We start from the raw sequence: 18,014 nt of genomic DNA, 5'->3' as shown, positions 1-18,014 counted from the left end.
CCTACCTCTGGAGCCTTAATGTTCAAAGATTCATCCGAGGTCCTGAAGTTCATCAAGGACGAGGACGTCAAGTTCCTCGACATCCGTTTCACGGATCTGCCTGGTGTTCAGCAGCACTTCAACATTCCGGCAGCGACCGTCGACGAGGAATTCTTCACCGTCGGCCAGCTCTTCGACGGCTCCTCGATCCGAGGCTTCGCGAACATCCACGAATCCGACATGCAGCTCATCCCTGACGTGTCGACGGCGTACCTCGACCCGTTCCGCGAGGCGAAGACGCTGATCATGGTCTTCGACATCTACAACCCGCGCAACGGCGAGATCTACTCGAAGGACCCGCGCCAGGTTGCCAAGAAGGCCGAGAAGTACCTCGCGTCCACGGGCATCGCCGACACCGCATTCTTCGCCCCCGAGGCAGAGTTCTACATCTTCGACGACGTCCGCTACGAAGTGAAGCAGAATTCGAGCTTCTACACCGTCGACTCGGAAGAGGGCGCGTGGAACACCGGCCGCGTCGAAGAAGGCGGAAACCTCGCCAACAAGACCCCCTTCAAGGGTGGCTACTTCCCCGTGTCGCCGGTGGACAAGACTGCTGACCTTCGCGACGACATCAGCCTCCGTCTGATCGAGTCGGGCCTCGAGCTCGAGCGTGCACACCACGAGGTCGGCACCGGTGGCCAGCAGGAGATCAACTACCGCTTCGACACGATGGTGCACGCGGCAGACGACATCCTGAAGTTCAAGTACATCGTCAAGAACACCGCTGAAGAGTGGGGCAAGGTTGCCACGTTCATGCCGAAGCCGCTGTTCGGCGACAACGGCTCGGGTATGCACACCCACCAGTCGCTGTGGAACGGGGGCGAGCCGCTGTTCTATGACGAGAAGGGCTACGGCGGACTGTCGGACATCGCCCGCTGGTACATCGGCGGCATCCTGGCTCACGCTCCCGCGGTCCTCGCGTTCACGAACCCGACGCTCAACAGCTACCACCGTCTCGTGAAGGGCTACGAGGCGCCGGTGAACCTGGTGTACTCCGCCGGTAACCGCTCGGCCGCGATCCGCATCCCGATCACGGGCACCAACCCCAAGGCAAAGCGCATCGAGTTCCGCGCACCCGACGCCTCGGGTAACCCCTACCTCGCCTTCGCGGCGCAGCTGATGGCCGGTATCGACGGCATCAAGAACCGCATCGAGCCGCACGAGCCGGTCGACAAGGACCTCTACGAGCTGCCCCCCGAGGAAGCGAAGAACATCCCCCAGGTCCCGAACTCGCTTCAGGACTCGCTGGATGCACTCGCCGCTGATCACGAGTTCCTGCTCGCGGGTGGCGTGTTCACGCCCGAACTGATCGAGACGTGGATCGAGTACAAGATGGAGAACGAGATCAAGCCGCTGGCCGCGCGCCCGCACCCGTTCGAGTTCGAGCTGTACTTCGGTGTTTGATCTGACACCGCCGCGATAACCGCAATGACGAGGGCCCCGGAGAAATCCGGGGCCCTCGTCATGTGTCGGGTTCACCCGTAAAACAGCTTCTCGAAGTCTCGGCGCGACCGGCGTGCGGCGGCGAGGTAGTCCTCCTCCACAGCCGTCGCCGACCGCGGCGGGTACTCGAGCAAGCGCCCGATGCCGTCCAGCCGCTTGCGGTCGGCCGGCAACACGTCACTCGTCTGCCCCGACAGCAGCGTATTGGCCGAACGCAGACGGCTCGCCAGGCGCCAGGAAGCCTCGAGGTGGTCACGGGCAGCCTCCGGGATCAATCCGGCGGCGGAGGCGGCTCTCAGCGCTTCCTGCGTGGAAGTGGTGCGCAGTGCAGGATGCGCGTGCGCGTGTTCCAGCTGAATGATCTGGCACAGCCACTCAACGTCACTCAACGTCCCCGGGCCGAGCTTGAGGTGGCGCGATGGATCTACGCCTTGCGGCAGACGCTCGTTCTCCACACGGGCCTTGATGCGTTTGATCTCCCGTAAACCCTGCGGGTCAACACTCACGGGATAACGCACCGAATCGGCCAGCTCCGTAAACGAAGCGATCAGCTTCACGCTCCCCGCGACCCCGCGCGCGCGGAGCAGCGCTTGCGCTTCCCACGACAGCGACCAGCGCCGGTAATACTCGGCGTACGAGTCGAGCGTGCGTACCATCGGCCCATTGCGTCCCTCGGGGCGGAGGTCCGCATCGAGGTCTAGAGGCACACGATGATCCTCAGAGTGCTTGCGCAGCTCACTCACCAAACGGTTGGCGAGGTCCGCCGCACGCTGCGGGTCCACGTCGTTGGGTCGATAGACGTACATCACATCGGCATCCGACCCGAAGCCGAGTTCTGCTCCGCCGAAGCGTCCCATCGCGATCACCGAGAAGTCGAGCGATTCATCATCGGGCCCGACGACCTCACGCCGCACCGCGCGAAGCGTCGCCTGTATGGTCACCTCAGCGATGGTCGTCAGCGAGGCGGCCACCTCTTCGATGGTGATGGTGCCGATGATTGCCGCCATGGCCGTGCGGAGCAGTTCTCTGCGTCGCAGCGCTCGCACAGCCCGCATCGCATCATCGATGTGCTTGTGACGCGTCTGGATCGCCCGCGCCTCCTGTTGCAGCGCGGGCCCCGTCCGCGGCCGCAACTGCTCAGGCTCGTCAAACCACGCTGCCGACTCCGGGATCCATTCCATGAGCTCACCGACGTAGCGAGACCCGGCGAGAACGTGTGACAGGCTCTCGGCCGCACCGGATGAATCGCGTAGCATCCGCAGAAACCAATGGGTGTCGCCCAGCCGCTCGCTCAGTCGTCGGAAGGCGATCAGCCCATAGTCCGGGTCGACGCCGTCAGCGAACCAACGAATCATGACCGGCATCAGATGGCGTTGGATCGTGGCTTTTCGACTCAGGCCGTTTGTCAAAGCGCCGATGTGACGCAGTGCACCAGCCGGGTCGGCGAAACCGATCGCCGCAAGGCGGTCGCGCGCCTGCTCCGTTGTGAGTACGCGCTCCTCAGCCGGGAGCGCAGCCACGGCCGACAGCAACGGTCGATAGAACAGACGGACATGGATCTCACGTACCTCGCGCTTGACCTGCTCCCAGCGCGCCCACACGGCCTCACCGGTTTCGGCGAGCTTCGACACCCGTGCAAGAACGCGAAGATCGGTAGCCTCGGTCGGCATCAAGTGTGTGCGTCGCAGGTGGCGAAGCTGCACTCGGTGCTCGAGGAGACGCAGGAAGCGATAGTCCTGGGAGAAGGTGGATGCTTCGACACGCCCGATGTACCCCTCGGCAACAAGTGCGTCGAGCGCATCAAGCGTGCCGCGCTGACGAATCTGCTCGTCCGAGAGCCCGTGCACCAGTTGCAGCAATTGCACGGTGAACTCGATGTCGCGGATGCCGCCGGGCCCCAACTTGATCTGCACGGCGACTTCGTCGGCGGGAATGTGGTCCGTGACTCGCTCGCGCATGCGCTGCACACTGTCGACGAAGTTGTCTCGTGCAGCGCTCGTCCACACTTTCGGCTGGACAGCCTCCACATACGCCTGACCGAGAGCAGGATCGCCGGCAATCGGTCGGGCCTTCAGCAGCGCCTGGAACTCCCAGCTCTTCGCCCAGCGGTCGTAGTACGCCAAGTGCGAGTCGAGAGTGCGCACGAGAGCGCCTTGCTTTCCTTCAGGTCGAAGGTTCGCATCGACTTCCCAGAGACCGGGCTCGATTTCGATACCGGATACGCCACGCATCGTTTGCACGGCCAACCTCGTGGCGATATCAACGACACGGCTTTCACCCAACTCGGCCATGGTCTCTTCGGCCGCACCGGCAACGAAGATTACATCCACGTCGCTGATGTAGTTCAGTTCCCGCGCGCCCGTCTTGCCCATTCCGATGATGGCGAGTGACGTCGCAGCGACATGCTCTTTGGCAAACAAGCCCGCTCCAGCGACACCACCCGAGACTCTCGTCCGGGCCACGCTCAGCGATGCCTCCAACGCCGCACCCGCGGCATCCGCAAGTCGCGCAGCCACCGTCCCGATGTGATCGATCGGGCTATCACTCAGGAGGTCGAACGCCGCGATTCTCGCGAGAATCCGGCGATATCTCACACGCAGCGCGATCCACGCGTCTTCGGAACCGGATGCCGCGAACCCGCCCTCTTCGCCGATCGCATCCCGCATCGTGTCGTGCATCTGCTGCTTCGAGGGCAACGCGGTGCCGGCGTCCGTGAGTTCGCGTATCTCGTCTGGATGCCGGAGGAAAAAGTCTGCGAACCCCGTCGACGCCCCTAGTAGCGCCCACAGCGCGCGCCAACCCACCTCATGATGGGCAATGTCAACGATCGGGGTGGCATCGCGACGCGCGATGGCCAGGACGCCATAGAGGGCGCCATCGGGATCGCCTACGTCGCTCACCGCGGAAAGAACACGCGAGCGGTCCACCCCCACAAGGGTGCTGAGTTCGTCTAGCCGCTCGTCGGCGGCGGCGAGATCGCTGAACCCGTGGCGCGCGAGCGGAGTGAGGGAAGACCCGGGGCGTTCGCTTGCAGACATGCGTCAGCCGAGCGAACTCAGAGCATCTCGAGGTTGTTCTGCAGTTCGAACTGCGTCACCTGCGAGCGATATGCCTGCCATTCCTGACGCTTGTTCAGCAGCACGTAGTTGAAGACCTGCTCACCGAGAGTCTCGGCGACCAGTTCAGACTCCTCCATGTACTCCAGCGCGTGGTCGAGGCTCGCAGGCAGCGGAGCGTAGCCGAGCGCGCGCCGCTCTCCGTCGCTCAGCGACCAGACGTTGTCCTCTGCCTCGGGGGGCAGTTCGTACTCCTCTTCGATCCCCTTGAGGCCGGCAGCGAGGAGGAGCGCGTACGAGAGATACGGGTTCGCCGCCGAGTCCAGCGCTCGGTACTCCACGCGGGAGGACCCGCCCTTCTTCGGCTTGTACATCGGCACGCGAACGAGGGCGGAGCGATTGTTGTGTCCCCAGCAGATGAAGCTCGGGGCTTCGTCGCCGCCCCACAGCCGCTTGTACGAATTCACGAACTGGTTCGTGACGGCCGAGATCTCGTTCGCGTGGCGCAGGAGTCCCGCGATGAAGTGCCGACCGACCTTCGAGAGCTGGTACTGGGCGCCTTCTTCATAGAACGCATTCACGTCACCTTCGAACAGGGACATGTGCGTGTGCATACCGCTGCCGGGCTTCCCACTCAGGGGCTTCGGCATGAACGTGGCGTAGACGCCTTGCTCGATCGCCACCTCTTTGACGACGGTTCGGAACGTCATGATGTTGTCCGCTGTGGCGAGTGCGTCTGCGTAGCGGAGGTCGATTTCGTTCTGCCCGGGCCCACCTTCGTGGTGACTGAACTCGACAGAAATGCCGAGGTCTTCGAGCATCCGGACCGAGCGACGTCGGAAGTCGTGTGCGGTGCCCCCGGGAACATTGTCGAAGTAGCCTGCGGAGTCCACCGGCTGCGGCCCCTCAGGGCCGAAGGTTGACGACTTCAGCAGGTAGAACTCGATCTCGGGGTGGGTGTAAAACGTGAAGCCGGCGTCGGCTGCCTTGGCGAGAGCGCGCTTGAGCACGTGGCGGGGATCTGACACGGCCGGCTGACCGTCGGGCGTAGTGATGTCGCAGAACATGCGCGCGGTCGGGTCAATCTCTCCGCGCCACGGCAACGTCTGGAAGGTGGTGGGGTCGGGGTGAGCGAGAAGGTCCGACTCGTAGGAGCGAGTCAGGCCCTCGATCGCCGAACCATCGAAGCCCAGACCCTCAGTGAATGCGCCTTCCACTTCGGCGGGCGCGATCGCCACCGATTTCAGCGTTCCGATCACGTCTGTGAACCACAGCCGGACGAACTTGACACCCCGCTCTTCGATCGTCCTCAGAACGAAGTCACGCTGCTTATCCATCGCATCCTCTCCACTGCCGGTGCGGCCATAGCCAGACTACTGGGCCTCAGCTGCGATGGCCGACACTCAGTGCGAGCCCCACGCGTCGTCGCGAGCCTCCTCGTCGGCCCACGCGCGAGCACGCTCCGCGAGCTTCTCGGGTGCCCGCGCGGCATCCTCCGCACTGTCAAACGGCCCCACGCGATCGATGGACGGGGATTCGTAGCCGTACTCGACCTGCTCGGTCTTGGTGTTGTACCAGTACTTCTCACTGCCATTCGCCATGGAGACCCCCTCGACACACAGCGCGATCGCGCCGTGAAACTGATCCTAGCCAGGCCGCTTGCCGACTGTCTCGCCGCGCTCGATATGCTGACCACATGGCAGATCAGACGAACCGTGCGGTTGGCGTGGACATCGGCGGAACGGGAATCAAGGCAGGAATCGTCGATCTCGACAAAGGCGAACTCGTCAGCGACCGCGTGAAGGTCGCGACCCCCGACGGTGCGAAGCCGAAAGATGTCCTCGTGGCGGTGACCGAAGTTCTTACGCGTCTCGGGGTCGAGGATGCGTCCGTGCCGCTCGGCGTGGCGTTTCCCGCCATCGTCAAAAACGGCCGCACGCTGTCTGCGGCGAACGTCTCTGACAAGTGGATCGGCTTCGAAGCGGAGAAGTTCTTCGAAGACGGCCTGGGGCGTGACATCCACTTCGCGAACGACGCCGACGTCGCTGGGGTCGCCGAGGTCCGCTACGGCGCCGCCAAAGACCAGCCCGGCCTGACGATCCTGACAACGCTCGGCACGGGGATCGGCTCTGCGATGCTCTACAACGGCGTCCTCATCCCCAACTCTGAACTTGGGCATGTGCAGCGCGCGAGCGCGAAGAAGGATGCCGAAGCCTACGCCGCCTACTCCGCGATGGAGCGCCACTCACTGTCGTGGAGCAAGTGGGCGAAGCGTCTGCAGTGGTATTACTCACACATCGAGTTCTTGTTCAGCCCGGATCTGTTCGTCGTGGGCGGCGGCGTGTCAAAGCATGCCGACCAGTTCCTACCGCTCCTCGAACTCAAGACGCCCATTGTTCCGGCGGTGCACCGCAACAACGCCGGGATTATCGGCGCTGCGGCATTGTCGCTGTCATCCTGACTCCCGTCGCAGCGCTGCGCCGGCGGAAAAGTGAATGGGCCGGCCTGTACGCCGGGAACTGATCCAGGGTAATTGGGGTTGATTGAGGTTGACTGACGCGCGCGACTAATGCCTGGTCAGAGGACAATCCGCTACATGAGGTTGATTGTCAGCATTTGCGCTCATCTGGAGATTCTGCGGACTTTTTGCGGACTCGGCCCGCCTAGACACGCGCACCCCCGATGATCTGTGCTGCCTCCCACGCCTCTTGCTCGAGGTCGCGTACGACTGGGTTGACGAACGTGACCTGCACGGGAGCCGCCGACGAGTCACCGTCGGTCGCGTACTCGGTCTGCTTCTGCTTGACCGGCGACGTGGCGGCTGCCGCGCGAGCGATACGCATCGTCGACGAGACACCGTCGCTGATGCCCGAACCGAGCGCGGTGCCGAACTCACCACGAATCTGATCGGCCATGCCAGCAACACGGGACTGAACGCGACCGAAGCCACGCTCGAGTCCTTGCTCGAGGCCGCTCATGATCCACTCACCGGGTTCGACGAGCAGTTGACGGTCGTAGGCTTCCGGGCCTTTGTTGTCCCGAATCCACGGCGCGATACCGGCCACGAATGACGTGATCTCGCCCCACTTCGACCGGAGCCCGTTGAGCAACCCGCCGAGGATCGAGTTACCGGCAGACCAGAGCAACCCGAGGGGGTTCCTGAACGTGCCAGTGATCGAACCGCGAAGACCAGAGAAAACACCCTTGACAGCACTCGTGCGGGAGTCAGCACCGGCCTTGAACCCGCCCATCGTCTGACTACCGCGGCCGCGGAGCCACGTGCTCGACCCGCCCATGCTTGCGGACAGTCGACCGCCGATACCGCCGAACATCTGCGCGACACCGGGCACTCGACCGTCGGCCGCTGTGCGGAATCCGTCGACGACTTGACCGCCCCGGCCGCGGAGCCATGCACCGGCCGTCGACGTCGAGTTGTCGATGCTCGACTTGACGCCACCCATGCTTGTCTCGACGCCGGGGAGTCCGCCCGTGATGCCCTGTGCGAGTCCGCGGGAGAACCCGCCGCCGCCACTGATACCGAGATCGGACACTTCGATGCCAAGGTCTGCCAAGGACTGCTTGACTGCTTGCTTCGTCTCAGCCGATGCGCCGGAACCCAAGAATGTGTTCCACATCTTCTGCCCCGACTTCGCACCCTTCTCGGCGAACTCGGCTTCGATGAGGGCCGTGTACTGGGCGACGGCTCGCTGGGCCGCGGCACGCTGAGCTGCGTCGTCGGTGCTGTCGGCCCAGTTGAACAAGTCGCCCGTCCAACCGCCGTTCTTCTTGATCTCGTCGACGACCCGGTCGAGTTCTGCATCGTCGAACAGCCAGCCGAGCCCGTTCTTGAGTGCCTCGCCAGCGACCTGCGGAATTTCAAGCAGCCCGCCTGAGAGTTTCGTGATCGGGTCGAGCGCGGTCGCGAGTGCATCCATCGCGGTCACGAGCGCGGGTGACAGGCCGTCGGCGAGATCAGCCATTTTGGGGCCGATGTCCTCGAGGGCTTCCGAGAGCGTTCCGAAGATCGACTCGAGCGAGGGGCCGAGCGCGTCGACGAGGTCTTCGATCGCCGGCGCGAGTGAGTCGACGACCGATGTCACGGCATCCGATAGACCCGGCAGGACACGCTCAACGGTGCCCATGAGTGACGAAACCGCCGGCATAAGGTCACTGATCGCGCCTACTGCTGTCGGGAGCAACTCTGCCGCGAGGTCGCCGAGCAGCCCGAGGAAGTCGCCGAACGTGTCTGCGATGGGCTGCAGGGACGGCTTGATGCCCTCGAGCGCGTCGAGCAGACCGCTCGACAATCCCTCGAGTCCGACCTCGACCGACACGCTGTTCAGTGCGTCTGCCGCGGCCTCGACGAGTCCACCAAGGAACCCACCGGATGCGGAGATGAACCCCTCGAACGCGGAGTCCAGATCGGACACGAGTCGGCCGACGGCGCGGATCGCGTCACCGAACGACGACATGGCGTCGTACGATCCGCGGAACACGGCCGACAGGCCACGTTGGAAGTCGGCGCTCTTGACGGTGGCTTCCCACGTCTGCATGAGGTCGGCGAACCCGGCGAGTCCGCCCGATCCTGCCGATTCCGCTGCGATCCAGATGCCTTCGAACACACCGGCGATACCGGTCGTGGCATCCCACAGGTCGTACATCGACTTGATCGCGCCTTCCATCCACAAGTCGAGCCGCCCGTCTTCGGCGATGCTCTTGAGAAACGCGTCGAACGTGTTGGCCTGACGCACGAACCAACGTGCGAGGCGCGGCGTGTACGTCGCGGCGATCTGGGAGAGCGACACGATCGCACCGGCGAACCCGTCTGCACCGGTGCCGAGCACACGCCAACCGTCGGCGATGCCCTTGAAGATCGACTCGAGTCGACCGCCCGACAGTTCACGGCCGAACGCGTCGGCCAGCGCGCCAGTGAAGTCGCCGACACCTTCCGAGAGATCACGGAACGCGTTGCGGAGCTGCGGCATGAGCCCGTTGACGAGGTCGAGGATCGGCTGTCGGGCACGATCCCAGTACGTCGTGTTGATGATCTCGCCGAGTTCGTTCATCCCGTCGGCGAGGGGCGCGAGTTGGTCGCCGGCGTCACGCCACGCGACGAACAGTGCGATGAACGATCCGACCGCGTTCTGCACCAGTCCGGGGAGGACGAGTAGCGCCGGCGTGATGGAGAACATGCCAGCGCCGATACCGACGAGCCCTGACGTTGCGGCGAACAGGCTCGCGACGAGCGACGTGATCCCCGTAGTCCAACCGAGAATCTTCGGCAGGTTCTTGTCAAGGTTCCGTGCGATGTCAGCGAGGTCGTCTACCCACGTGTACGCGAGACGAGCGCCAGACAGCGCTGCGAGCGTCGTCGACGCCTTCTTGAGTGATGTCTCGTTCACCTTCGCGAAGAACGTTACGAATCGGTCCCGAGCCGTGTACCGGAGTTGTGCGGCCGCGGTCGCGGTGAACGCGTTGGCCGTGATGTCGACCTTGTTCCGACTGGCCTCGCGCACCATCTTCTTTACTTCGTGCTCGAACTCTTTGGGGTTCGCGATCGACGCGTGGATGCTGGCGTGAGTGGTCTTCGATATCTCCGTGAGTGACTTCTTTAGGTCACGGTTGAATCCGCGCGTATCGGGCAGAACGCGGATGGAGACACGGCCGATGTTGCGACCCGGGCTGTACGTCATGGCGCGATCGCCCCCAGCGCTGCGGAGTCGCTCAATGCGGCGACGTCGTCGAGCAGTGCGCGGCGAGACTGGATGGCGACCCGGACCCGCTTTCGATGGAGGGTGCGCCACGCGTCGACCTCTGCGGCGATCGCGTTGAGGTGCGCGTCGACGTATCGACGCGTCAGCGAGTGGCCGGTGATCACGTCGCCGGCGGTGACGTGTGGGGCCTCTATCGTCATGATGACGTGCCCTCCGGCGCGGCCGACATCGACCGAAGGACGGGTAAGCGTCCGACGCGATGGCACCATACTGAGCGGCCACGAGTCGGACACGGCCCACGTGGTAACCGCCCGCATGTGCTGACCGTGCGTCGCCTCAATGTCGGTATCAGGCGACCCCCAATCGACAGCGACGGGGGCGAGGTCGGCTGTATTGGCCAGATCGTCTACCAGCGCTTCGTCGAGCGCGTCGGCGAGGTCGGCCGCGGTCAGTAGTGCCGCGAGGTTGATGGCCGCTTCTGTGCGGCGTCTGAGGGTTTCGGCGAGCGGTTCACCCGCGAAGAGGGGGTCGGGCATGCTTGTGCCTCCGTTTCGTCTTCGACGAGGGCTTGTAGCTCTTCGTCTGTGAGGACGGGGAAGTTGTAGTCGTTCAGATCGATGCCGAGAGCGAACGCGCGGGCCTCGAGGGCGACTCGGTCGCTGTCTGTGGCGTCGGAGTCTGGGTCTGGGATGGTCGGCACGGCAGGGAGCGACCAGATGAACGTGTTCCCCTGCCGTGACTTCACCACGACGCGATCGGCAGCCCGGCGAACAGTCGACGCCGCGAAACCGAGGTCGGCCAGGTGCGCGACCACCGCGCCAGCTGTCGCCGAACCGCCACGACCAGCGAGAAAGTCGGTGACGGCATCGTCGATGCTTGCACTGCTCACAGCACTGCTCGCATCCATCGGGCACTGCTCACGCGTCGCGATACCGCGGCATTCCGCGGGGCGGTGCGTCCGGTTGCCTGTCGCGACACCCCCTGAACCCGCGCGCACAGCGAGAGGCAGAACGCTTGCGGCCTTCCGGGTGGGGTGGGGCGGGGGGTGGAGGCCCGGTGGTTGAGGGTGAGCGGGGCGACGTCGGGCGCGGCGTGCGCCCCGCTCACGGTGCGCGCTGTCAGAGCGCGCGTGCGTGGGAGTCCGGGGGGTTTTCCTGACGACGGGGAAGGCAGACCGCCGGCGCGTTCTCGCGCGATACCCGGAGTACCCACGACGATCAGGCTGCCTGTGAGATTTTCACGAGGGAGCGAGCTGCGGGGAACAGGAACCCGATGCGCGCGACGACGCGGACAGCGAGTTGGTCTTTCTTGAATCCCCAGTGCTGGGATGCCATGAGTTCGACGTCCTTACGGACGACGATGATCGAGCGGTCTTCGGGGATGCCCCAGACCGTTCCCGGGGTGACGTGGGGTGACGTCGAGATGGGCACGCCCTGGATCACGCGCCGTGTTCCGGCCTCGACGGTCCCGAGAAGGGGAACGTTGCTTCCGGTGCCGGCCTTGAGCTTGGCGAGTGTCTTCGCCGTGTCGGGGTGCATGACCCATGACGTCAGTTCCGCGCCTTCCGCTTCGGCGGCGGCGAGTCCGTCGATGAACGGGTCGATGCTTGTGGGGGCCGCGTCGACGTGGCTGAGGCTTGCGACGTTGATCGACTCGAGGCCCGCGGGTCGGTGCGCTTCGTAGTCGGGGTCTTCCTCGTCGGGGGCGATGCCGAAGAATGCGGCGTCGACCTTCGGGACGACGCCCTGTACGAGTCGTCTTCCGATGATCTCGGCTGCGGCCGGTGTGGTGTCTTCGGCGAGCTCGTTGGGGATGAAGACGATTCCCGCGACCTTTGCGGGGGTCGTGCTGACGTTCTCGGCGGCGAGATCGGATTCGGGGATGTCTTCGCTCTCACCAATCCACGCGGTGGTGGGGTCAGAGACGATCTTCGGGATGCGGTAGCGCTCTTGGTCGGTGGCGATGACCTGAGAGACGCGCATCGCTACGGATGCGTTGGAGAGCGGCTCGATAAGGAGCGGGCCGGATTCCTCACCACGGAGGATGTTGAGTGTCGACATGACAGAGGGGTTCCTGTACTTCGCAGACCTGCGGTGTGTACTGGTCGGGCCGTCCTGCGGTCCCCGACTTCCCCTCTGGGGAGTGGTGGTCGAAAGTGTGAGCACTAGCTCGAAACACTGTCGCCACCTTGACGTTATCACAAGGTGGCGACAGTCGTAGCTACGTGCGACTACGTGTCGAAACTCAGCAGCTTTTTCGCCGCCGCTTGCTGGCCAGTCCCCGAGCCGCGCGACGCGTATGTCATCCTGCCGATCACCTGAGCGAGGTAATCGGGTTGTGGGCGCTCTGCCACCAGGTAGGGACGCGATTCTGCCAAACCCTCGATGGCTTGTGTGACGCGCTCCGGGTCGATCGCCCCCGCGTCGTCGGTGAGCGTCGAGACATCGACGTCCCCGATCTCCCACAGGTCGGCCGGATTGTGCATGTACGGCAGGTTGTTGTCGGTTTCGATCATCTTGGTGACGACCTGCCGTTGTAGTGAGGTGATGTTGTCGCGGAGTCCAGCGACTGTTGCGTCGTGCTCGGTGCGCACCGCGTCGATCTCGGCTTCCTTATCGCGGAGCTTGGTGCGCCATTTCGCGGCTTCCGCGTTGCCGGTGCTGCGGGGGTCTTCGGCTGCCTTCGGTGGCGTGGGCGTTGGTGCCGGCGCTTCGGGGGCTTCGGGGGCTTCGGTGCTCATGACTGGTCCTTCAAATAGTCGCTGATCTGGTCGGTCAGGGTTTGGAAGCTGACGACGTGCGTAGCTTGCTCGCGCATCGCCTCGGCGACGTCGTCGTCAGCGAATTCGAGCAGCTTCGACACGTAGCCGCACGCGAGGTTGAGTAGCGCCGTGTTCACCGCGCTCGCGGATTCGCTATCGGTCATGTCGCGGCTCCATGTGGCGAGGATGAGATCGGCTTGTCGCTCTACGTCGCCAGCGGCGAGCACGAGGCACGCGGCGAGTACGCGCCCCGCGCTCTCAGCGCGATCGCTGTCGTGGCTTTCGGTCTTGCTGTCAGGGGGCATTCAGAGTGTTCCTTCCTTTGTGGGTACGGTCAGGTCGCGGGGATGCGGCGCGTGACCGGTGTCTGTGAGCTGCGCGTAGTACCGCGCCAACTCGGCGGCATACGCTGTCGGGTCGTTCCATGCACGAGACATGGCATCGAAGTTCGCGGGTTTGGGCGCGCTCACGCCGCCGCCCGATCGTCGCGGACACCACACCGGCCGCAGTAGCCCGATGTCGCGACGAATGCGTGCCCATCCGTGCAGGGTGTCGTCGGCTCGCTCATCGTCGCTGGTCGCCGTTCGATTGCGTGCGCCTCGAACGCACGGCGGTCGTTGCCGCATCGTCGGCACGGGTCGTCGTGATCCCAGTTCGGATGAACGGGACAGGTGCGGGCGAGGGTGGTGCTCGCGCTCGCGCGGGCGCGTGGCGCTGCCTTGGTGGTGTCTGGTGGAGGGGTACCGGTCTGGGCGATACCCATTCCACCCGAAACCGGTACCCATTCCGACTCGAAACCGGTACCCATTCCAGATTGGGCACCGGTACCCATTGTCGAGTTATCCACAGGGCGCGAGAGGATCGACAGGTCGTACTCTGCCCGGTGGCTACGGTGCGCCGCCGACTGCTTTCGTATCATCCCCTTTGTGATGAGCGAGGGGATGATGCGGACGCTCAGCGCAGACTTCGCGGCTTGTGAGCCGGGACGCTTACCGATCGCCTCAGCAAGCCGATCGTGGCCCCACGAATAGACCGTCGATCCGTCTTTGACGGCCGCGGCCATGTCCAGCAACACGGCGCGCTCAAGGCTGGTCACGGCGGCGTCGAGCAGTAGCGCCTTCATGCGCTTGACCTCACCGTGTCCCACTGATCAGCCGTCGAGATCGGCGAGGTGCACGGTCGCGTCGGCGGGTCGCCGCAACTCACGCGCTCGCGTCGACTTCGCAACCACGGCGAAAAGCTCAGTGAACAGTTCGTCGGCTCGAGCGCGGTCGCCGGGGTGGACCTGGTCTGAGACGCGCGAAAGTGCAGCAAGCGCACTGTCCTTGTTTCGCGCTATCGTTGATTTAGACATTGGATTCTCCATTCGTGTCGTCGAGCAGTCCCGTTGCAGCGGGGCTGCTCTCTTCGTTGTGGGTTATGGCGACGCGGTGGCCACGCATCAGGCCGCGCTCGCGAAGAACTCGTCGAGCTGCGCGGCGGTCACTACGCGACGGCCCCCGAGTTTGGTCGACGACAGCGCGCCGGTATGGATGAGCCAGCGGACGGCTGCCTCAGAGCGGCGGAGCTCAGACGCGACCTCCGGAATGAAATAAAAGCGGGGCGTGGACATTGAAGTTCCTCTCAGTGTGTTCCAGTCGCTCAGATCGCGACTTTTTGCGTCTTCTAGACACAAGGTACACGGCGGGTAGTCATGGCGCAACATTGATTGTTATTGTGTCTCCATGACACATGCTCAAGAAACGATCGGTGAGCGAATCGCCAAGTACCGCAAACGCGGCGGCTTGAGCGCGGAGAAGTTGGCAGAGCGAGCGAATCTCACCCGCTCGGTAATCACGAACATCGAGACCGGACGCCGCGAGGATGCTTCCTGGCGTGAAATCGAATCCATTGCGAATGCGCTCGGCGTCGCCCCGCTCGCCCTGGTGCTGCCGATCGACCGGCCGTTTGATCCGACAGACTTCGACGGGTGGACGACTACGAACTACGGCGTTCGGAGCGCATACATCGGCGAATCATCGATGCCACGCGAGAGCGACGTCGGAAATGACGTGACGACACTGATAGCGCAAACAGACAACCTGATTGCCCTCCGCGAGGAAATTCGGTTCCTGGTTGACCAAATCTGCGACATCGCTGGCGGAGCGCACGCCGCGCACTCGATGATCTCGGGAGCGCTCGCGCCGCCCGATCCTGCGAGAGATGCCGTAGAACAACACCGGCGGGTGTCCCGCTCCTATAAGTCGATACTCACGGCATTCGTTGAGCTCGGCGGCAAAGCGCCGCATGATGACCCGACGACGAGCACGCTTGAGGCTCGCGGCCTACGCGTCAACGCCAACACGTAGCGCGGACATGCCAAGCATCAAGCAAAGGGATGATGGCGTCTGGCGTGCGCGCTATCGAGACGCCACGGGCCGAGAGCACGCCCGCCATTTCAAGCTCAAGCGCGACGCGCAAAGATGGCTCGAGGAAGTCTCAGCATCCGTCGTCACCGGCCAGTACGTCGACCCGCGCGCGGGGCGCGTGACATTCCGCGAGTACGCCGAGGGTTGGCGCGCGTCTCAGGTCCATCGGAAGCAGACCGCGGACAGCTACGAGAGCCGGCTTCGGCGGCATGTGTATCCGGTGATCGGGAGCATGCCGCTCGCGTCGATCCGGCCGTCGACGATTCAAGGCCTCGTGAAGCGCATGAGCACGGAGGGCGACGGGAGGGCCGCTCTCGCGCCCTCAACGGTCGAACTGACGTACAAGGTCGTATCGACGATATTCAAGGCCGCTGTGCGCGACAAGCGGCTCTCAGAGTCCCCGTGCATCGACGTGCGGCTGCCCAAAGCCGGCAAGACGCGGGCGACGCCCCTCACGCTCGAGCAGGTAGCGACCCTGCGCGACACTGTGCCCGATGAGCTGCGCGCTCTAATCGTGCTCGTCGCGGGCACTGGACTGCGACCAGGTGAAGCGTTGGGCGTCACGCGTGATCGAGTGCGACTACTCGGCCGGAACCCTGCCGTAACGGTCGATCGACAACTCGTGACACGCGCGAAAGGCACTGCCGAGTTCGGGCCACTCAAGACCGAAGCCTCAGACCGGGTCGTACCACTCCCCCGTGTCGTCGTCGCGGCGCTGAATGAGCACATCGCCGCGCACGAGATCGCCGACGACGGTCTGCTCTTCACGTACCGTGGCCAGCCGATCACGCGCCCGAGGTTCTGGCACCTGTTCGCTGAGGCGCGCGAGGCGGCGGGGCTGACTGAGGCGACAGGCACGGGTCTGCACGCGCTCAGGCACTACTACGCGAGTCTGCTGATCCGGTTCGGCGAGTCCGTGAAGACCGTGCAAGCACGACTCGGTCACGCGTCCGCAACGGAGACTCTCGACACCTATAGCCACCTGTGGCCGGACTCCGACGATCGAACACGCGACGCGGTCGACTCGGTGCTACTCGCAGATTCTGCGGACTCCCTGCGGACTACCCGACACAAGGCATCAGGAAACACCTGATCAAAAGCGGATAAGTGAATGGGCCGGCCTGTACGCCGGGTTCTGTTCCGGGGCGATGCCCCTTCGATGACCATCTATCTCGGCGACACGTTGCCATGCCGCTCCAGCGGCCTACCCGGGGACTCGGCGAGCCGCGTCAACATCCCCTGTCTGGCCTTGCTCCGGGCGAGGTTTACCGTGCGGGCCACGTCACCATGACCCCGGTGGTCTCTTACACCACCCTTTCACCCTTACCGGGCGAGCCCGGCGGTCTGCTCTCTGTGGCACTGTCTCGCGGATTGCTCCGGGTGGGTGTTACCCACCGCCCTGCCCTGCGGAGCCCGGACGTTCCTCGGCGCGTACGGCGAGCCGTCGCGACGCGGCCATCCAGCCGACCCATTCGCCCACAGTCTACCGGCAGCACCCAGCGCTCCCCAGTCAGGTCTTCGTGGCCGACGCACCGACACTGACGTCAAGGGGAAAGTCGAGCGGGAACGCCCCGAACATGAGTGACCCCGCAGTTTCGGCCGCGCGTTGGACCGCATCAACCACGGCATCTGCGTGCTCTCGCGGCGAGTGGACGATGACCTCGTCGTGCAAGAAGAACGCCAGATGCGCTCCGCGCGAGAACACCGGACCCGACCGCGGCGCCGCGTGGACCTCGGCAACGGGAGGCAGCGCCGCAAGCCGCGCCCGCAAATCAGCCAGCCAGATCAGCGCCCACTCGGCCGCCGTACCCTGGACCACGAAATTGCGCGTGAAGCGGCCCCGATCGCGCGCTTGACGGCGCGCATTGGTGATCTCGAGATCGGATGCCGCTTCCTCGCTGGCCCCGGTTTGGGTGAGCTGCCACGAAGCGGACGCGGGAGGACAACTGCGCCCGAGCCACGTGGAGACGATGCCGCCGTCTTCCCCCGCACGTGCCGCGTCATCCACCAGGCGCATGGCACGGGGGTAGGTGCGGCGCAGCTTCGGCACCAAACGCCCAGACTCGCCGGTCGTGGCCCCATACATTGCCCCGAGCATCGCCAACTTGGCGTCGGCACGCGAGGCCAGTGCGCCGCGCGCCACGATGCCCTCGTAGAGGTCTTGGCCGCGTGCGGAGGCCGCAAGTCCTGTATCGGCCGACATCCCCGCGAGTACGCGCGGTTCGAGTTGCGCTACATCAGCGACAACGAGTGTCCATCCCGGATCCGCACGAACCGCCTCGCGTAGCACGCGCGGTATCTGCAGCGCTCCCCCGCCGGAGGAAGCCCAGCGGCCGGTGACCACGCCGCTCGGGACGTACACCGGGCGAAACCGTCCATCCGAAACCCACTCGTCCAGCCACGCCCAACCGTTGGCCGACTGCAGACGCATGAGCTTCTTGTACTCCAGGAGGGGCGGGATGACGGGATGCTGGTGCTCCGCGAGCTCCCAACGGCTCGTCGATTCGACAAGCACGCCCACACGATGCAGCGCCCTCAGGGTGAGTCCCATAGCGTGGTGTCAATTCCCGCGGGGGTCCTCGGCGTTGTAGAC

The 18,014-nt window shown here is 64.5% G+C and carries 17 protein-coding genes, 1 other RNA gene and 1 pseudogene; 4 read left to right on the top strand and 15 right to left on the bottom strand.

The genetic code is table 11. The features are described 5' to 3' along the window. The first annotated feature begins 18 nt into the window (after window positions 1–18). Window positions 19–1,443, top strand: a complete 1,425-nt coding sequence (gene glnA / locus ON062_RS02110; RefSeq protein WP_274645486.1) for a type I glutamate--ammonia ligase — start codon at window positions 19–21, stop codon at window positions 1,441–1,443. A gap of 71 nt (window positions 1,444–1,514) precedes the next feature. Here glnA and ON062_RS02105 read toward each other — a convergent pair whose 3' ends face one another. The 3 genes from ON062_RS02105 to ON062_RS02095 form a co-directional block, all read right to left on the bottom strand. Next, window positions 1,515–4,520, bottom strand: coding sequence for a bifunctional [glutamine synthetase] adenylyltransferase/[glutamine synthetase]-adenylyl-L-tyrosine phosphorylase (locus ON062_RS02105; RefSeq protein WP_274645485.1), 3,006 nt, complete (start codon window positions 4,518–4,520; stop codon window positions 1,515–1,517). Window positions 4,521–4,537: 17 nt separating this feature from the next. Beyond that, window positions 4,538–5,875, bottom strand: a complete 1,338-nt coding sequence (locus ON062_RS02100; RefSeq protein ID WP_274645484.1) for a glutamine synthetase family protein — start codon at window positions 5,873–5,875, stop codon at window positions 4,538–4,540. A gap of 66 nt (window positions 5,876–5,941) precedes the next feature. Beyond that, window positions 5,942–6,139, bottom strand: a complete 198-nt coding sequence (locus ON062_RS02095; protein ID WP_274645483.1) for an SPOR domain-containing protein — start codon at window positions 6,137–6,139, stop codon at window positions 5,942–5,944. Between the two features lie 95 nt (window positions 6,140–6,234). Here ON062_RS02095 and ppgK point away from each other — a divergent pair, with 95 nt between their 5' ends. Next, window positions 6,235–6,999 carry a polyphosphate--glucose phosphotransferase gene (gene ppgK / locus ON062_RS02090; protein WP_274645482.1) on the top strand — a complete coding sequence of 255 codons (765 nt, stop codon included), beginning with the start codon at window positions 6,235–6,237 and terminating at the stop codon, window positions 6,997–6,999. Between the two features lie 202 nt (window positions 7,000–7,201). On the opposite strand, the gene ON062_RS02085 is transcribed toward ppgK, so the two are convergent. The 10 genes from ON062_RS02085 to ON062_RS02040 all read right to left on the bottom strand — a co-directional run bounded on the left by ON062_RS02085 (window position 7,202) and on the right by ON062_RS02040 (window position 14,625). After that, window positions 7,202–10,231 (bottom strand): hypothetical protein, encoded by a 3,030-nt coding sequence (locus ON062_RS02085; RefSeq protein WP_274645481.1) that lies wholly within the window; start codon window positions 10,229–10,231, stop codon window positions 7,202–7,204. Next, window positions 10,228–10,788 (bottom strand): hypothetical protein, encoded by a 561-nt coding sequence (locus tag ON062_RS02080; RefSeq protein WP_274645480.1) that lies wholly within the window; start codon window positions 10,786–10,788, stop codon window positions 10,228–10,230. Before ON062_RS02080 ends, ON062_RS02085 begins: the two co-directional genes overlap by 4 nt. Further along, the gene (locus ON062_RS02075) at window positions 10,701–11,141 is read right to left on the bottom strand and encodes a hypothetical protein (protein ID WP_274645479.1); all 441 of its coding nucleotides are present in this window, start codon (window positions 11,139–11,141) and stop codon (window positions 10,701–10,703) included. The genes ON062_RS02080 and ON062_RS02075 overlap by 88 nt, the downstream gene beginning before the upstream one ends. A 328-nt stretch (window positions 11,142–11,469) precedes the next feature. Beyond that, window positions 11,470–12,312, bottom strand: coding sequence for a phage major capsid protein (locus ON062_RS02070; protein ID WP_274645478.1), 843 nt, complete (start codon window positions 12,310–12,312; stop codon window positions 11,470–11,472). A gap of 170 nt (window positions 12,313–12,482) precedes the next feature. Further along, window positions 12,483–12,992, bottom strand: a complete 510-nt coding sequence (locus tag ON062_RS02065) for a hypothetical protein (RefSeq protein WP_274645477.1) — start codon at window positions 12,990–12,992, stop codon at window positions 12,483–12,485. Next, entirely contained in the window at window positions 12,989–13,318 is a 330-nt protein-coding gene (locus ON062_RS02060) for a hypothetical protein (RefSeq protein WP_274645476.1), read from the bottom strand. The genes ON062_RS02065 and ON062_RS02060 overlap by 4 nt, the downstream gene beginning before the upstream one ends. Continuing rightward, a complete protein-coding gene (locus tag ON062_RS02055) occupies window positions 13,319–13,483 on the bottom strand; it encodes a hypothetical protein (RefSeq protein ID WP_274645475.1) in 165 nt (54 codons plus the stop codon). Next, complete coding sequence (locus ON062_RS02050; RefSeq protein ID WP_274645474.1) at window positions 13,480–14,136, bottom strand: hypothetical protein; 657 nt, start codon at window positions 14,134–14,136, stop codon at window positions 13,480–13,482. The genes ON062_RS02055 and ON062_RS02050 overlap by 4 nt, the downstream gene beginning before the upstream one ends. 27 nt (window positions 14,137–14,163) lie before the next feature. Then, window positions 14,164–14,367 carry a hypothetical protein gene (locus ON062_RS02045; protein WP_274645473.1) on the bottom strand — a complete coding sequence of 68 codons (204 nt, stop codon included), beginning with the start codon at window positions 14,365–14,367 and terminating at the stop codon, window positions 14,164–14,166. Window positions 14,368–14,454: 87 nt separating this feature from the next. Further along, a complete protein-coding gene (locus ON062_RS02040; protein ID WP_274645472.1) occupies window positions 14,455–14,625 on the bottom strand; it encodes a helix-turn-helix domain-containing protein in 171 nt (56 codons plus the stop codon). 112 nt (window positions 14,626–14,737) lie between these two features. Here ON062_RS02040 and ON062_RS02035 point away from each other — a divergent pair, with 112 nt between their 5' ends. After that, complete coding sequence (locus tag ON062_RS02035) at window positions 14,738–15,361, top strand: helix-turn-helix domain-containing protein (RefSeq protein ID WP_274645471.1); 624 nt, start codon at window positions 14,738–14,740, stop codon at window positions 15,359–15,361. A gap of 7 nt (window positions 15,362–15,368) precedes the next feature. Beyond that, window positions 15,369–16,514: a site-specific integrase gene (locus ON062_RS02030; protein ID WP_274645470.1), complete on the top strand. Its 1,146-nt coding sequence runs from the start codon at window positions 15,369–15,371 to the stop codon at window positions 16,512–16,514. A gap of 15 nt (window positions 16,515–16,529) precedes the next feature. On the opposite strand, the gene rnpB is transcribed toward ON062_RS02030, so the two are convergent. Beyond that, window positions 16,530–16,892, bottom strand: an RNA gene (rnpB, locus tag ON062_RS02025) — RNase P RNA component class A. Window positions 16,893–16,931: 39 nt separating this feature from the next. After that, window positions 16,932–17,960, bottom strand: a pseudogene (locus ON062_RS02020) (bifunctional 3'-5' exonuclease/DNA polymerase); the annotation flags it as partial. Between the last annotated feature and the right edge of the window lie 54 nt (window positions 17,961–18,014).

The organism is Microbacterium sp. C7(2022), from assembly GCF_028823665.1.
Lineage (GTDB): Bacteria > Actinomycetota > Actinomycetes > Actinomycetales > Microbacteriaceae > Microbacterium.
This window is presented reverse-complemented; position numbering and strand designations above follow the sequence as displayed.

Coding starts and splice junctions, on each gene's coding strand:
- glnA (WP_274645486.1), top strand. CDS start 19: ATGTTCAAAGATTCATCCGAGGTCCTGAAGTTCATCAAGGACGAGGAC.
- ON062_RS02105 (WP_274645485.1), bottom strand. CDS start 4,520: ATGTCTGCAAGCGAACGCCCCGGGTCTTCCCTCACTCCGCTCGCGCGC.
- ON062_RS02100 (WP_274645484.1), bottom strand. CDS start 5,875: ATGGATAAGCAGCGTGACTTCGTTCTGAGGACGATCGAAGAGCGGGGT.
- ON062_RS02095 (WP_274645483.1), bottom strand. CDS start 6,139: ATGGCGAATGGCAGTGAGAAGTACTGGTACAACACCAAGACCGAGCAG.
- ppgK (WP_274645482.1), top strand. CDS start 6,235: ATGGCAGATCAGACGAACCGTGCGGTTGGCGTGGACATCGGCGGAACG.
- ON062_RS02085 (WP_274645481.1), bottom strand. CDS start 10,231: ATGACGTACAGCCCGGGTCGCAACATCGGCCGTGTCTCCATCCGCGTT.
- ON062_RS02080 (WP_274645480.1), bottom strand. CDS start 10,788: ATGCCCGACCCCCTCTTCGCGGGTGAACCGCTCGCCGAAACCCTCAGA.
- ON062_RS02070 (WP_274645478.1), bottom strand. CDS start 12,312: ATGTCGACACTCAACATCCTCCGTGGTGAGGAATCCGGCCCGCTCCTT.
- ON062_RS02065 (WP_274645477.1), bottom strand. CDS start 12,992: ATGAGCACCGAAGCCCCCGAAGCCCCCGAAGCGCCGGCACCAACGCCC.
- ON062_RS02060 (WP_274645476.1), bottom strand. CDS start 13,318: ATGCCCCCTGACAGCAAGACCGAAAGCCACGACAGCGATCGCGCTGAG.
- ON062_RS02050 (WP_274645474.1), bottom strand. CDS start 14,136: ATGAAGGCGCTACTGCTCGACGCCGCCGTGACCAGCCTTGAGCGCGCC.
- ON062_RS02045 (WP_274645473.1), bottom strand. CDS start 14,367: ATGTCTAAATCAACGATAGCGCGAAACAAGGACAGTGCGCTTGCTGCA.
- ON062_RS02040 (WP_274645472.1), bottom strand. CDS start 14,625: ATGTCCACGCCCCGCTTTTATTTCATTCCGGAGGTCGCGTCTGAGCTC.
- ON062_RS02035 (WP_274645471.1), top strand. CDS start 14,738: ATGACACATGCTCAAGAAACGATCGGTGAGCGAATCGCCAAGTACCGC.
- ON062_RS02030 (WP_274645470.1), top strand. CDS start 15,369: ATGCCAAGCATCAAGCAAAGGGATGATGGCGTCTGGCGTGCGCGCTAT.